The following is a 14,532-nucleotide window of genomic DNA, read 5'->3' on the forward strand; positions in this document are numbered from 1 at the left end:
CAGTGAATTCTACTGATAGTATAGCGAATATTATGTTATAATAATAGTACTTTTCAACACTAGTAGTAACAGCGGAGCATCAGAAAGTAAGCGGGGCTGCAAGCTTACCAACCAATGTTATGAACTCGGTTGAAAGCGCGATTGGTGAATAACAGTAGTCAATCCGTTATACCGCGTTAAGGTACTGAGGCAGAGGGTGACCTTTGCAAAATGTAGGTGGGACCGCGGTTTCAACCGCCCTACGTTGGCTTTTTTGAGCTGACGTGGGGCTTTTTTATTTAAATAAAAGGGGAAAATAGATGGGATACGATCATAAAAATATTGAAAAGAAGTGGCAACACTATTGGCAGGACAACAAGACTTTTAAAGCCATTGATGGTTCAGACAAGAAAAAGTACTTTGTAATGGATATGTTCCCATATCCATCTGGACAAGGCTTGCACGTTGGGCACCCAGAAGGTTACACAGCAACGGATATTGTCTCACGTTTCAAGCGTGCACAAGGCTTCAACGTCTTGCACCCAATGGGATGGGATGCCTTTGGTTTGCCAGCTGAACAGTACGCTTTGAAGACTGGTAATAACCCAGCCACTTTCACAGACGAAAACATTCAGACTTTTAAGAACCAAATCCAATCACTTGGATTTTCTTATGACTGGGACCGTGAAATTAAGACGACGGACCCTAACTACTACAAGTGGACACAGTGGATCTTCGAGCAGCTCTACAAGAAGGGCTTGGCTTACGAAGACGAAATGATGGTTAACTGGGCCCCTGACTTTCCAGGTGGTGGTTTAGTTGTTGCCAACGAAGAAGTGATCGACGGTAAGACGGAACGTGGGGGATACCCTGTTTACCGTAAGCCAATGAAGCAGTGGGTTTTGCGTATTACGGCCTACGCTGACCGTCTGATTGATGATTTGGATGACCTTGACTGGCCAGAAGCTATCAAGGAACAGCAACGAAACTGGATTGGTCGTTCAATTGGTGCCACAGTGCGTTTTAACGTGGAAGACCATGCTGAGGACCAAATCGAAGTCTTCTCAACTCGTGCCGACACGTTGTTCGGTGCATCATACATTGTTTTGGCACCAGAACATGATTTGGTTGACCAAATTACGACAGAAGACCAAAAGGCAGCAGTTGCTGAATACCAAAAGCAGATTTCTTTGAAGTCTGATTTGGAACGTACGGACTTGAACAAGGATAAGTCTGGTGTCTTCACCGGCGCTTACGCCATTAACCCAGTGAACGGCGAAAAGTTGCCAATCTGGATTGCCGACTATGTTTTGGCATCTTATGGAACTGGTGCCGTGATGGGTGTGCCAGCCCACGATCAACGTGACTGGGACTTTGCTACAAAGTTTGGAATGGACATCACACCTGTTATCGAGGGTGGGGACATTACCAAGGAAGCTTACGCTGGCGAAGGTGTCCACATCAACTCTGGTTTCTTAGACGGTATGGGCAAGCAGGAAGCCATCGACAAGATGATTGACTGGTTGGAAGAACACAATGCCGGTGCTAAGAAAGTCAACTACCGTCTTCGTGACTGGATTTTCTCACGCCAGCGTTACTGGGGTGAACCAATTCCTGTTATCCATTGGGAAGATGGTACACAATCATTAGTTCCTGAAGATGAATTGCCACTCCGTTTGCCTCGTTTGACGGAAGAGGAAATGAAGCCTTCTGGTACTGGGGAATCACCATTGGCCAACGCCAAGGATTGGTTGGAAGTAACTCGTGAAGACGGTGTTAAGGGCCGTCGCGAAACGAACACGATGCCACAGTGGGCCGGTTCATCATGGTACTTCCTCCGTTACATCGATCCTAATAACGCCGACCAATTTGCAGCTAAGGAAAAGTTGGACTACTGGCAAAACGTCGACTTGTACGTTGGTGGTGCCGAACACGCCGTTTTGCATTTGCTCTACGCCCGTTTCTGGAACAAGGTCTTGTACGACCTTGGCTTAGTACCAAACAAGGAACCATTCCACAAGTTGGTGAACCAAGGAATGATTCTTGGTGAAAACCACGAGAAGATGTCTAAGTCAAAGGGAAACGTTGTTAACCCTGATGACATCGTCAACCAATACGGTGCTGATACCCTTCGTATCTACGAAATGTTCATGGGTCCATTGACTCAGAACAAGCCTTGGTCTGAAGAAGGTGTTACTGGATCACGTCGTTGGCTCGACCGTGTCTGGCGTTTGCTCGTTCAAGACGATGGTTCATTGACAGACAAGTTGACGGACCAGCCTTCAGATGAATTGAAGAAGGTTTACAATGAAACAGTGAAGAAGGTAACGGATGATTTGGAACAGCTCCACTTCAATACGGCCATCTCACAACTTATGGTCTTCGTGAACGAAGCCTACAAGCAAGACAAGTTGCCTGAAGCCTACATGGAAGGTTTCGTTCAATTGTTGGCACCATTTGCGCCACACTTGGCCGAAGAACTTTGGGAAAAGTTGACCGGATCTTCTGAATCAATCGCCTACGTTGCATGGCCAACTTATGACGAAAAGGCTTTGATCGATGATAGCAAGGAAATTATTTTCCAAGTGAACGGTAAGGTTCGTTCAAAGCAAGTGATGCCAGTTGATGCTTCTAAGGAAGACATGGAAGCAGCCGCACAGGCTGACACGAAGGTGCAAAAGTACCTCGACGGTCTTGATATTAAAAAGATTATTGCCATTCCTGGCAAGTTCGTCAACATCGTTGCGAAGTAAAACGAGTTGATATAACCGTTTTGGGCTGCCCTCGGCTAGCCCATTTCGGGTACATAAATAAAGGGGAGTTATCATAACATGACCCAGAAAGATTCAAATCAAACTCATGGTCGTGTCAACCAGACAGAAGTTGACGGTGAGTATTTAACAGCTGAGGAGCTCTTGGCCAAGTTAGAAATTAACTTGCAACCCAAGAAAAAAAGTAAGCTCGCTTCCATGTTTACGCGTAAAAAGGAAAAAGAAGAAGACGCAGAAATTCGTCAACTTGTTTCCCGAGGTCAGTACCTACGCGATGAGTATGATTTAGATGAAAAGAAGACCAAGCAATGGTTTGAGAAGCCTGAGAAGGAAAAGTCTGACTCGCAGAAGTTAGAGAAGAAGCCTTTAACAGGGGATGGCCTATCCTCTACTCATCTTTCAAAAGCTGATTTAACGGATGAGAACCAAGTAAAAGAGGGACAGGACCGTTCTTCTTTAACTGCTGATGCCATCGAAGAGCTGGCTGAAACACCATCAGAATTAGAAAGTGTTGAGCAAACGGAAGCAGAGGGGCAGACTGCTGAAGTGAGTGAGAAGACAGCAGCAGTTGCCACTCCTGCTGCCTATCCAGCCACTAATACAGTGCTGTCGGATGAAGAAAAGGCAGCCCATCAGAAGAACAAGGATGACCAGGCCCTTGTGCGTGGTTCCTTCTGGTTATCGCTAGGAAACATTATTTCCCGTTTGCTCGGTGCGGCCTTTATCCTGCCATGGCTGGCCATGTTGGGAGCTGCTGCTAACCAGGCGAACGCCTTGTTCTCCCAGGGTTACAACATCTATGGGATTTTGCTATCGGTTGCGACTTTTGGATTCCCGTCAGCTATTTCCAAGGTAATGGCCCAGTTGATTGCCAAGGAGGATGAAGACGGTCTCTGGTCATTGACGAAGCAGTCGCTTCAAATTGGAACACTCTTAGGATTGTTCTTTGCGGTCTTGTTATATGTTAGTGCGCCACTCTTGTCTAACGGAAACGCCAACGTGGTGCCCGTTTTGCATTCATTGGCACCGGCTGTCCTTGTTTTCCCAGCAATGTCAATGGTTCGCGGAATTTTCCAAGGACATCAGTTAATGCACATTTCGGCTCTATCTGAAATTGTGGAGCAAATCGGTCGAATTATCTACCTGTTGGTTGCCACTTGGATTGTTCTTGGGCACGATGCTAGTAACTGGACCGGGGCGGTTGTTCAGGCAACCTTTGCCGCCTTCATCGGGGCACTCTTTGCCATTGCCGTGTTGGCATACGGTTGGGTGCGCTATAAGGACTTACTACATCCACGAAAGCCAATGGATGGTAGCCTCGTTTATCAGCCAAAGCAAAAGTCCAAGGCGAAGGCCAATCTCTTGTCCTTCTTGAAGCCTGACAAGGCACAGTCAATGGTTCTGAACATTTTGAAGGAATCTTGGCCCTTTGTCATCATTGGTGCTTCAACGAACCTTTTCCTTTTTGTTGATCAGTACACCTTCTTCCCATTGATGAAGGTCTTCTTTCACAGTAGCGCTGATAGTTTGCAGGTTCAATTCGCCTTGTTCTCAGCCAACCCTAACAAGTTGGTCATGATTGTGATTTCCTTTGCGACATCGATTGCCGCAACTGCCTTACCAATTTTAGCGGCTAAAAAGGCAGCCAAGGATGGCCTTGGACTGAAGCAGCAACTAGTGGCGACACTTCAGCTGACGGCCTTGGTCTTGTTGCCATCCGCTTTGGGAATGTATGCGATTTCAGATGTGCTTTATAAGTTCTTCTATCCAATCGATAGCACTGCCCAAGAGGGGATTTATCTTTTGCAGTTCTCATCGTTATTGACGATTATCATGGCACTCTTTATGCTCTTGGCTTTTGTGCTACAGGCACTATCTCATGGAACAATTGTGATGAAGTCCTTTGGTTACGGTCTGTTAATTAAGATTGTGACTCAAGTACCTTTGATTTACCTGTTCCAGGGAATGGGCGCCCTGATTGCAACTGGACTTGGATTGGGTTGGTCACTCTACCAGATGATTGCCTTCTTGATGAAGAATTATAATTTGACTTGGAATGACATGAAGTCGACTTTGCTAACTGCTTACCTTGCTTCTATGGTCATGGCAGTTGTCGCTTTCCTAGCGACACAGTTTTCGACCAAAGTCTTGCTCGCTGCAAATAGCAAGATTGGGGCTGGATTAGCAACCTTTATAGGGGTTGCTGCTGGGGGATTTGTGCTTCTATATTTGTATAAAAAGTTTGGATTACTTCGTCAGGTTTTGAATCGCGGACGCGTCAGTTAAATAATTTAAAAAAGCAGGTTTAGAGAGCTATCTAAGCCTGCTTTTAACTTTATTTAAATAAAGTCGGAAGTCCTTTAAAGGGCTTGGCTATCTATGTTACCATGGTACAAGTAACTAAAACGTTAATAGGGGGATGGCAGATGTCAAAGCAAATGAAAAAGTGGCGTAAGATTGCCTTAACCACATTCTTCTTCTTTCTATCCGTTGCTTTGCAGGTAGCTGGATTGAATTTCTTCTTAATTCCAAATAGTATTTTTTCTGTTGGATTGAATGGTGTCTCACAGCTGCTTTCCTTGTCAGCTTGGCAGTTCTTCCACTGGCACATTGATACTGGGCTCTTCTTCTTGCTCTTTAACATTCCAATCGGAATCGTTGGATTCAAGATGGTTGGTGGTAAGTTTACTATCCTGTCCTTTATTAATGCCGTTGTGGTTTCACTCTTCCTGATTTTCCTACCAACTTACGCCTTTACAACACAGCCACTTTTGGCTTCCTTGTTTGGGGGCTTGCTGGTTGGTGCCTCTGTTGGAATCGCCATGCGTTATGGATTTTCAACGGGTGGTTTTGATATCATCGCCATGATTATCCAGAAGCGTACGGGTAAGTCGATTGGGGCCTTCATGAACGTGACCAACGGGGTCATTGTTTTGATTGCCGGTTTCTTTATTGGTTGGCAAAACGCCATGTATACCTTGATTGGTATCTATGCAACCGGCCAGGTGGTCGATACACTTTATACGGGTTACCAGAAGCTAACGGCCTTGATTGTTACTTCAAAGGGTGATGAAGTGATCGATGTTTTGCACCGTGACCTCATTCGTGGCATTACGGTCTTGCCATCATCTGGGGCTTACACCAAGCGCGAATCAACGACCTTAATGATGGTTCTTTCCCGTTTCGAATTATTCGAAATGCAGGAAGCGGTCCGTTCGGTGGATCCAAAGGCCTTCATTAACTTGCTGTCAACTGTTTCTGTTTCAGGTGAATTCTGGGATGCCGACCGTCAGTTGCAAATGAAGAAGTCCATGGGGCCAAAGGCCGTGACAATCGATGCTCAGATTGAGGCGGAACAGCAGTTGGAAGAACAACTGGCCCAGCTTGAATTGGAACAAGACGATCAAGCAAATCGTGTTAAATATGATAAATAAAAGAAGCTTTCTGTTATTAGCAGAAAGCTTCTTTTTTGGTGTTTATCGTTTCCGTTCGAAGAGCAACATGTTTTTCTTACGACCAGCAGGGCTGAAACCGTTCTTTTCAGCAACCCGCTGGCTGGCCTTATTATTTTCGTCAATCTCTAAGAAAGTCGAACGGAAGTCCAGGTTCTTGAAGGCATAGACAAGTAGCTGATCAACAGCCAAAGAGGTGATGCCTTGGTTATGGTACTCGGAGGCTAACCAGTAGCCAATGGCCCCAGTTCTTTCCTCCTCATTGACGTCATGGATATCAATCATACCGGAGGGAAGGCCGTTCACATTGATAATGAAGACGAGGGGATGACCCTCAAATTCACGTTCCTTTTCTCGGTATAAAAAATCTTTTTCATCTTTTAAGGTTAATTCTTTTGCCCATGGCAAGAAGCTTTCCAGGTCAGAGCGACTCTCGGCAATTTTTTGGTAAATGGCTGCGGCGTACTTTGTTTGAGCAGGAAGTAACTGGACTTTACCGGCGGCTGTTTGAAAAGCTTTCATGGGGTATACCTCTTGTTAATCTGTGAGCGTGTCGTTATCTAAATATTAAAATAAAATGAGAGAAAAGGCAAGGGCCTGAAATACTGATGTAGTCGACTGGATTCAACTTGCGGTTAGGGTTTGCATTTTGTATAATAAAGCATAACAATTCAAGAAAATTTACAGATATATCGCTGGAAAATGGCCAGCAGTCTCTACCGCGCCCCCAAAGTCGTGACTATCCGTGAATGTTTCGCTTTTTAAGGGGGCATTCTGCGGATCTGGTATAAGAGACTGCAGAGTGTCCTTTTCTATTGATATGGATGATTGAAGGAGAATCATGGCAGCTTTTGATATGAAGAATAAGTTTGTCCCAATGGGATTGACTTTTGATGACATGGCGATGTCTTATGACGATTGCCAGTCAATTAAGCCCGCTGACGTTTCACTCCAAACAGAGTTAACGCCTAGCTTGAAGTTGAACATTCCTCTCTTGTCAGCCGCAATGGATACGGTGACAGAGGCGAAGTTCGCCACTAAGTTGGCTGAATTCGGTGGCCTTGGTGTTATTCACAAGAATATGACCATTGCTGCCCAAGCCGAAGAAGTTGCTAAGGTCAAGAACGCACCCGTTGATTTGACGAAGACGCCAAACGCTGCCGTTGATGCACAAGGTCGTCTCCTAGTTGCCGGTGCTGTTGGTGTGACTAACGACACGGTTGACCGTGCCAAGGCAATGGTTGATGCTGGTGTCGATGCTATCATCCTTGATTCAGCTCACGGTCACTCTGAAGGTGTTCTCCGTAAGGTTTCAGAAGTACGCGCAGCCTTTCCAAAGTTGAACATCATCGCTGGAAACATCGCCACTGAATCTGGTGCTGCCGCTCTTTATGACGCTGGTGCTGACGTTGCCAAAGTCGGAATCGGCCCTGGTTCAATCTGTACAACCCGTGTGGTTGCCGGAATCGGTGTGCCACAGCTGTCAGCCGTTCGTGATGCTGCTAAGGAAGCAAAGCGTCGTGGCAAGGCTATCATCGCCGATGGTGGGGCCAAGACATCTGACGATATCTTGAAGGCCATCACGATGGGTGGAAACGCTGTCATGCTTGGTTCTATGTTCTCAGGAACCAAAGAAACACCTGGCGAAGTCTTCGAAGAAAACGGTAAGAAGTTTAAGTTCTACCGTGGAATGGGCTCAATTGCTGCCATGGAGAACGGTTCAAAGGACCGTTACTTCCAAGGTGAAGTCAACGAAGCCAAGAAGATGGTGCCAGAAGGTATCGAAGCCCGTGTTGCTTACAAGGGTGAACTAAACGATATCTTACAGCCAATCTTGACTCACTTGACGGATGGCTTGGCCAAGATGGGTGCTCATACAATCCTTGAAGCCATTGCTCACGCTTCTTCAATTAAGAAGACGACAAAGACTTTTGATTACCAAGCCGCATTGTTTGCCGGTGATGCTGATATCGCTAAGCACGGTCTTGGTTATGATGAAACATTGCTCGTGCCAGCCGCATCAAACGTTTTGCCTCACAAGGTTGTCCTTGAAAGTAAGATTGGTTGGACGGATTTGGCGAACCCATTGATGGCCGCTGATTTGACGGATAAGCGCTCTGTTGCCGTTGCCGTTGACATGGCCAAGTCTGGTGGTTTGGGTGTTATTCCGTTTACGGAAGACACTGACGGCCAAGTGGAATTAGTGAAGGAAGCACTTTCTGTTGATGATGAAGCGGCAATCGCTGCTGAAGTTTGGTTGACAGAAGATTACTTCGACCGCATCAACGCCTTGTTAGATGCTGGTGTGAAGGCCATTGTGCTTTACTTGCCAAAGGCAGTTGACCAAGAAACAATCGATACGATTCAAACAATCAAGGCAACCATTGATGCTGTTACCTTGATTGTTGGTACGGTTGAAAAGCCTGAAGTTGCTAAGCAAATTTCTGAAGCCGGGGCTGATGGCATCATTGCCGGTCGTTCTGTTGATTCAGAATGGCCTGACAACGCCCACTACCCATTCTTGACGACGGTCATGACTGTGGCCGAAGCACTGGATGGCAGCCAAACGTCTGTTATCGCTCAGGGTGGTATTCACTATTCTGGGGATGTCGTAAAGGCAATTTCTGCTGGTGCTGATGTTGTTATGGTATCCGACTACTTGGCAAGGGAAGACGTACCGGCTGATGCTATCTTCCAAATCGATGGTGGCTTGCGTGCCGGTATGGGTTACACGGGTTCACACGATGTTGCCCAGTTGAAGGCTGAAGCTCAGTTCGTTCAAATCACCGATAACGGTTTGAAAGAATCACATCCACACGATGTTGAAATTACGAAAAAAGCTCCTAACTACGTTGAACAAGAAAGAGATTAAAGATGGCCATTTCAAATGACAAAATCTTGGTACTGGACTACGGTTCACAGTACAACCAATTGATTACTCGACGTGTCCGTGAATTGGGCGTTTACTCAGAATTGAAGTCGAACAAGATGACGGTTGCTGAGATTAAGGAATACAACCCAAAGGCCATTATCCTTTCGGGTGGTCCTAAGTCCGTTTACGATGACGACGCGTACTCAATTGATCCAGAAATCTTTGAATTGGGTATTCCAATTCTTGGTGTCTGCTACGGTATGCAATTGATTGCCTGGCACTTGGGCGGAAAAGTCGAAGCCAACCCAGGTAATGGTGAATTCGGTCAAACTGAAATCACTTTGGAAGCACCTTCAAAGTTGTTTGCCAACACACCTGAAAAGCAAATCGTCTTGATGTCACACTCTGACAACGTCACGCAGTTGCCAGAAGGCTTTACTGTGGCTGCTTCAACTGCTAAGACGCCAATCGCCGCCATCGCTAACGATGACGCTGGTATCTATGGTGTTCAGTTCCACTCTGAAACAACGCTTTCAGAACACGGTAAGGAAATCATCAAGAACTTTGTTCTAAACATTGCCAAGGCTGACCCATCATGGTCAATGGCCGGCTTCATTGATGAACAAATCGAAAAGATTCGTGCCGAAGTAGGGGACAAGAAGGTGCTTCTTGGTCTTTCTGGTGGTGTTGATTCATCCGTTGTTGGTGTGCTCTTGCAAAAGGCCATCGGTGACCAGTTGACTTGTATCTTCGTTGATCACGGTTTGCTTCGTAAGAATGAAGCTAACCAGGTAATGGAAATGCTTGGTGGTAAGTTCGGCTTGCATATCATCAAGGTCGACGCACAAGACCGTTTCTTGTCTAAGTTGGATGGTATTTCTGACCCAGAACAGAAGCGTAAAATTATCGGTAACGAATTCATCGAAGTCTTCAACGATGAAGCTACGAAGTTGAAGGGAATCGATTACTTGGCTCAGGGTACTTTGTACACTGACGTTATCGAATCTGGTACTGATACTGCTCAGACAATCAAGTCTCACCACAACGTTGGTGGCTTGCCTGAAGACATGCAATTCAAGTTGATTGAACCTTTGAACACTTTGTTCAAGGATGAAGTTCGCGAATTGGGTGAGCAGTTGAACATGGACCACGCCTTGGTATGGCGTCAGCCATTCCCAGGACCTGGTCTTGGAATCCGTGTCATGGGTGCCATCACCGAAGACCGCCTTGAAATCGTTCGTGAATCTGACTGGATTCTCCGTGACGAAGTTGCCAAGGCTGGTTTGGAAGATTCCGTATGGCAGTACTTCACCGTTTTGACAAACAACAAGTCTGTTGGTGTCATGGGTGATTTCCGTACTTACGAGTACACAATCGCCATCCGTGCCATTACCTCAATTGATGGTATGACGGCCGACTTTGCCCGTTTGCCATGGGACCTTTTGCAAAAGGTTTCATCACGTATCGTAAACGAAGTGGATCACATTAACCGCGTAGTGTACGACATTACGGCCAAGCCACCTGCAACTGTTGAGTGGGAATAAGATTAATTTAAAAGCACAACTCTGAGAGTTGTGCTTTTTTAATTGCCGCATAAAATAATTCGTCCTATAATGTCTTTGGTATACATGACAACCTTTATGACACTTGATGCTGTCGATTTTCAATCAATAACGTCTTATCACAAAGGCTATATGAGAGTGAAAGGTGGAGAAGTCATGAAACTAAGTAAAATATTAAGGGGACGAGTCTTTATTACCAGTTTGGTATCGGTGGCCGTTCTTGTGACTGTGATTGTGGTTTTGGGACAGCACGATGCCCATGCTAATCATTCGGGAGAAGATAACAAGGCAACGGTGACGAAAACAAAGTTATCGAACTCATCGAAATCAACTGAGAGTTCAGTAAGTTCAACTAGCTCAGCTTCGAGTTCAGCTCTTTCTGAAGCCAATTCATCATCTTCAGATGTTAAGTCTAATACGGATGAAACGAAGTTTAAGGAACAGGACCAAAAGATGCAATTAGCTGAAATGGTTGACTATGTTGGGTATCCAATTTTCCCAGAATCAAATTATAAGGTCTACTTAAAAGATCCCGATAAAACGATTATTTATGATGACGGAGAAGGTGCTGGCGACCCATTCGAGCACGCAACCCTTTATCAGAATAACCATGATGGCACCTTTACTATTTATACCGGCGATAGCGTAGCTGACTGTTCAGCTGATGCAACGGCTGACAACTCCTATTGGGATAAAACAAAGACGGTATCAGCTAGCGATTTGATGAACCAACAAAGTACGAAGGCGGATGATTTAAATAAAATTCAGCCTAAACTAGACTTTTCACAGCAAAATAATGATTTCGAATTCATTCATATTAATCAAATGACAAAGCCTAATAATTAACATAAAACACATCAAAAGTCCTGCTAGATTTCATATAATTTGGCGGGACTTTTTCCTTTAAAAAGGCTTGACCACTTCCCTGTATAGGACTATTCTTAAGTTAAAGGGAGGGTAACTCCATGCAAGTCATTAAAGAACATTTATCTCGTAAACGTGCATATTACATTACCGGTTTGTTTATTGCGGTTGTCGTGGTTGTTGTGGTCGCTTTTGTTCTTGGCCAACAAAGTTCGCACACGCAATCTGAAGTGGTTGTCAACAAGCCAACGACTTCTCAGCAATCATCTGCCGCTAAGGAATCAGAAATGAAGTCCGAAAGTGCTAAAGTTGCACAAGCCAATGGTGATCAAAATAATCAAGGTAAGGGATAATTTAGAAAAAGGGCTAATCTTTTGATTAGTTCTTTTTTTATACAAAAACGAGGCCGCTAGGGTAGCGACCTCGTTGCTGGAAAGGAGGTAGTGCTTATCGAGTTAACAATAAGCGAAAAATTAAAGAAAGGAGAACTTGATTAGCTAAACTGACTGAATCAAGTTGTCGGAGATAACTTCGTTATCTCAGTGTTATTTTAGCAAAGTCCTTTTGAAATAGTGATGAAGTCTACGAATAAAAAATTCTGAAGAGCTATTGGTGCGATTTTGTCACCAATCTGTTACTTTTGTAATGAATGGTGTTATAATTCGTTTAGATTCCTTTAATATTTATTATCAATTTTAAAATATACATTTTTTTAGCCAGGGCAAGCAAGCGGAGACTCTTAAAGCATATCAATTGATTGATTTTATTTACATTAACTAAGTAGAAAGAAGTAAAATGCCAATCAATACAAATCAATTATTAAACGGGAAAGTTTGGATGACTGCCTCAGTTACAGCAGCATTGTTAGCTGGATTTGGTGGCTCACAGCTGGCACAGGCGGACAATACCAATGGTAATGCGAATGCAACTTTTTTGCGTTTAACGCAGCTAAGGGGATTATCAGCCAGCCTTTCACCCAATGCTAAGTATGCAAAAGAAAATCCAGCCATTGCTGGTAACCTCTGGCAACAAAATTTCCACTATACGACACCACAAGGGGAAATGAATGACATTGAGTCCATTACGCCCCATTACGATACTTCTGGCAATCTTGACTACTACGAGGGTTACTGCCTCTGGGCGCCAACTGGCTCTGGTAACGAATGGTATCATTTTAAGACAACGGACTTTAGGACCTTTACTCCCTATGATGAATCTGACCCTGTTGGTACGGGAAACATCGCGATTCCCAATGGTCAAATTACCATCGATGGGCAGGTTAATTCACAGCTCGACCCCACACAGAACACCAGTGTGCCATGGACGATGCCAGTTGGTGGATCAACGATAAAAAACAATACTAAGGCCAATAACGGTCAGTGGTTTACAACCGATTCGAAGGGCCGTTCCATTTCTAAAAACGCTACCTTAGCCTTGTTTTCAGACATGGATCCAGAGCACAACGGGCAGCAGCGCCTGTGGTGGGCCTACTCGAACAATGGCGAACAATTTAAGCCTGTTTTTGATACAGCCGCAGTTGTTCCTGGTGATGCAGGTATTGCAGTTGGGGATGATTTCCGTGACCCAGAGGTTACTACCTCAGCTAATGGCACGGAGCTACAAATTACCGTTGCGGGTGGAGCGAAGGGGAAGTTTTATAATTTAACTTCTTCTGATGGAAAGAAATGGTGGCATTCGGATACAGGCGCTTATGATATTAACATCGCTGCAATTAACCCTGAGTGGTCGAATTCATTGATGGAAACACCCCATGTTATTACTGTCGATGGCCAAGCCTTAATTGTTTTTGGTATTCAGGGATTAAACGCTAATGATAAATTTAATCGCGAAGCATATGCAACTGGGACAATTGATGCTAACGGTATCTTCCACTTAGATCAGAATCCTAAGTATGGCTATGTGGATGAGGGATTCGATGATTACGCGGGTAACCTCGTGAAAACAACTGATGGCTGGCGTTATGTCGGTTGGCAGGGTAACTGGAACTACAATGAAAGTTATCGAATTGGTTCCTTTACATTAGCTAAGAAGCTCACTTACGATGGCACAAATGGTCTCCAAACTGCTTTAATTAATCCGGAATTGGATAAACTTGTTGAAAAGCAAAAATCGACAAGTCAGCAATCGGATATAACCCCTGATTCCTTACTAAAAGTTCAATTAGCTAAGGGACAGGACAAGGGTTCCTTTAAATTAGGACGAGTTGCTACTGGGAATCATGCAGCCGCTAACACAAGCATCACAGTGGATTGGCAAAAGGTTGATGGTAAGATTCTATTTACAGTCGTACGAAAGAGTGCAAGCCAGGGACACTTTATTAACAATGGTCAAACGGATCAGACACACACCTTTACGGTGAATGCGGATTCGGTTTCTTCGTTTAACTTGTATCTTGATAACATTTCCGTGGAAATGGAATTCCCTGAAATTGGTAAGACTTTAACCATTGCATCATTTGCTGCCGACAACAGTTCATGGACTTCTCAATATAACTGGAACTTTGAAATGACTGATGGCGGAAAGGCGGATATTAATACTTATAAGAAGAATGCTGCTCCCTACACCCGAAAGGTTACCCATACGGAGAAAATTATCTATAAGGGTTCAGACGGCAAGGAGTTGGGTTCTGCAACTAAAGTCATTAACGAAACCATTCATGCGCATCTAGATGATGCAACGGGGGATGAAGTCATCGATTCCCGTGAATATGATAATCAGAGCGGGCAATTTGCTGCGGTAGAGAATCCGACTTTTGATGGCTATGTCTTGAATCCTAAGGAAAGTCAGGCAGTGGCTGCTTATCAGGCGGGAACTGACGAAGATGCCGACAATGTTCGAACGATTACTGCTCGTATGTCAATAAGTTAGACACTTTTTTTACATCACTAGGTTCGATTCATAGGTATGAATCCGTTCATGATTATATCGATGGATATAGCGTGATATTCGCGTAACCAGCTCAAATTTACTCTTAAACTGGTTCGGATAAATAAGTTCTCTTTTTAAAATTG

At 44.6% G+C, this 14,532-nt stretch carries 10 protein-coding genes, 1 pseudogene and 1 riboswitch; of the genes and pseudogenes, 9 read left to right on the top strand and 2 right to left on the bottom strand.

The window, feature by feature from the left end; genetic code table 11:
* The first annotated feature begins 299 nt into the window (after positions 1-299).
* The 3 genes from leuS to H7198_RS01560 all read left to right on the top strand — a co-directional run bounded on the left by leuS (position 300) and on the right by H7198_RS01560 (position 6,184).
* Positions 300-2,732: a leucine--tRNA ligase gene (gene leuS / locus H7198_RS01550; RefSeq protein WP_274458044.1), complete on the top strand. Its 2,433-nt coding sequence runs from the start codon at positions 300-302 to the stop codon at positions 2,730-2,732.
* A 78-nt stretch (positions 2,733-2,810) separates the two neighbouring features.
* Complete coding sequence (locus H7198_RS01555) at positions 2,811-5,036, top strand: oligosaccharide flippase family protein (RefSeq protein WP_274458045.1); 2,226 nt, start codon at positions 2,811-2,813, stop codon at positions 5,034-5,036.
* A gap of 140 nt (positions 5,037-5,176) precedes the next feature.
* Positions 5,177-6,184 carry a YitT family protein gene (locus H7198_RS01560; RefSeq protein WP_274458046.1) on the top strand — a complete coding sequence of 336 codons (1,008 nt, stop codon included), beginning with the start codon at positions 5,177-5,179 and terminating at the stop codon, positions 6,182-6,184.
* Between the two features lie 42 nt (positions 6,185-6,226).
* Here H7198_RS01560 and H7198_RS01565 read toward each other — a convergent pair whose 3' ends face one another.
* A complete protein-coding gene (locus H7198_RS01565) occupies positions 6,227-6,724 on the bottom strand; it encodes a GNAT family N-acetyltransferase (RefSeq protein ID WP_274458047.1) in 498 nt (165 codons plus the stop codon).
* A gap of 143 nt (positions 6,725-6,867) precedes the next feature.
* A riboswitch (purine riboswitch) is annotated at positions 6,868-6,964 on the top strand.
* 79 nt (positions 6,965-7,043) lie between these two features.
* Between H7198_RS01565 and guaB the strand changes: the two are divergent.
* From guaB to H7198_RS01595, 6 genes and pseudogenes are all read left to right on the top strand, one after another.
* Positions 7,044-8,153: pseudogene (gene guaB, locus H7198_RS01570) on the top strand (IMP dehydrogenase); the annotation flags it as partial.
* Positions 8,151-9,074, top strand: coding sequence for an IMP dehydrogenase (locus H7198_RS01575; RefSeq protein ID WP_274458059.1), 924 nt, complete (start codon positions 8,151-8,153; stop codon positions 9,072-9,074). The pseudogene guaB and the gene H7198_RS01575, both read left to right, overlap by 3 nt.
* A gap of 2 nt (positions 9,075-9,076) precedes the next feature.
* Positions 9,077-10,618: a glutamine-hydrolyzing GMP synthase gene (gene guaA, locus H7198_RS01580; RefSeq protein ID WP_274458048.1), complete on the top strand. Its 1,542-nt coding sequence runs from the start codon at positions 9,077-9,079 to the stop codon at positions 10,616-10,618.
* A 174-nt stretch (positions 10,619-10,792) separates the two neighbouring features.
* Positions 10,793-11,482, top strand: a complete 690-nt coding sequence (locus H7198_RS01585; RefSeq protein ID WP_274458049.1) for a hypothetical protein — start codon at positions 10,793-10,795, stop codon at positions 11,480-11,482.
* Positions 11,483-11,601: 119 nt separating this feature from the next.
* Positions 11,602-11,853, top strand: coding sequence for a hypothetical protein (locus H7198_RS01590; protein ID WP_274458051.1), 252 nt, complete (start codon positions 11,602-11,604; stop codon positions 11,851-11,853).
* 442 nt (positions 11,854-12,295) lie between these two features.
* Positions 12,296-14,389: a mucin-binding protein gene (locus tag H7198_RS01595; RefSeq protein ID WP_274458052.1), complete on the top strand. Its 2,094-nt coding sequence runs from the start codon at positions 12,296-12,298 to the stop codon at positions 14,387-14,389.
* A 9-nt stretch (positions 14,390-14,398) separates the two neighbouring features.
* Here the strand turns inward: H7198_RS01595 and H7198_RS06960 are convergent, their stop codons facing one another.
* Positions 14,399-14,530: an IS3 family transposase gene (locus H7198_RS06960; protein WP_368462344.1), complete on the bottom strand. Its 132-nt coding sequence runs from the start codon at positions 14,528-14,530 to the stop codon at positions 14,399-14,401.
* Positions 14,531-14,532 lie beyond the last annotated feature (2 nt).

The sequence above is a fragment of the Fructobacillus sp. CRL 2054 genome (genome assembly GCF_028764065.1).
Classification (GTDB): Bacteria; Bacillota; Bacilli; order Lactobacillales; family Lactobacillaceae; genus Fructobacillus.

Excerpts from the sequence above, each read along its gene's own strand:
- leuS (WP_274458044.1), top strand. The coding sequence starts at position 300 with ATGGGATACGATCATAAAAATATTGAAAAGAAGTGGCAACACTATTGG.
- H7198_RS01555 (WP_274458045.1), top strand. The coding sequence starts at position 2,811 with ATGACCCAGAAAGATTCAAATCAAACTCATGGTCGTGTCAACCAGACA.
- H7198_RS01560 (WP_274458046.1), top strand. The coding sequence starts at position 5,177 with ATGTCAAAGCAAATGAAAAAGTGGCGTAAGATTGCCTTAACCACATTC.
- H7198_RS01565 (WP_274458047.1), bottom strand. The coding sequence starts at position 6,724 with ATGAAAGCTTTTCAAACAGCCGCCGGTAAAGTCCAGTTACTTCCTGCT.
- guaA (WP_274458048.1), top strand. The coding sequence starts at position 9,077 with ATGGCCATTTCAAATGACAAAATCTTGGTACTGGACTACGGTTCACAG.
- H7198_RS01585 (WP_274458049.1), top strand. The coding sequence starts at position 10,793 with ATGAAACTAAGTAAAATATTAAGGGGACGAGTCTTTATTACCAGTTTG.
- H7198_RS01590 (WP_274458051.1), top strand. The coding sequence starts at position 11,602 with ATGCAAGTCATTAAAGAACATTTATCTCGTAAACGTGCATATTACATT.
- H7198_RS01595 (WP_274458052.1), top strand. The coding sequence starts at position 12,296 with ATGCCAATCAATACAAATCAATTATTAAACGGGAAAGTTTGGATGACT.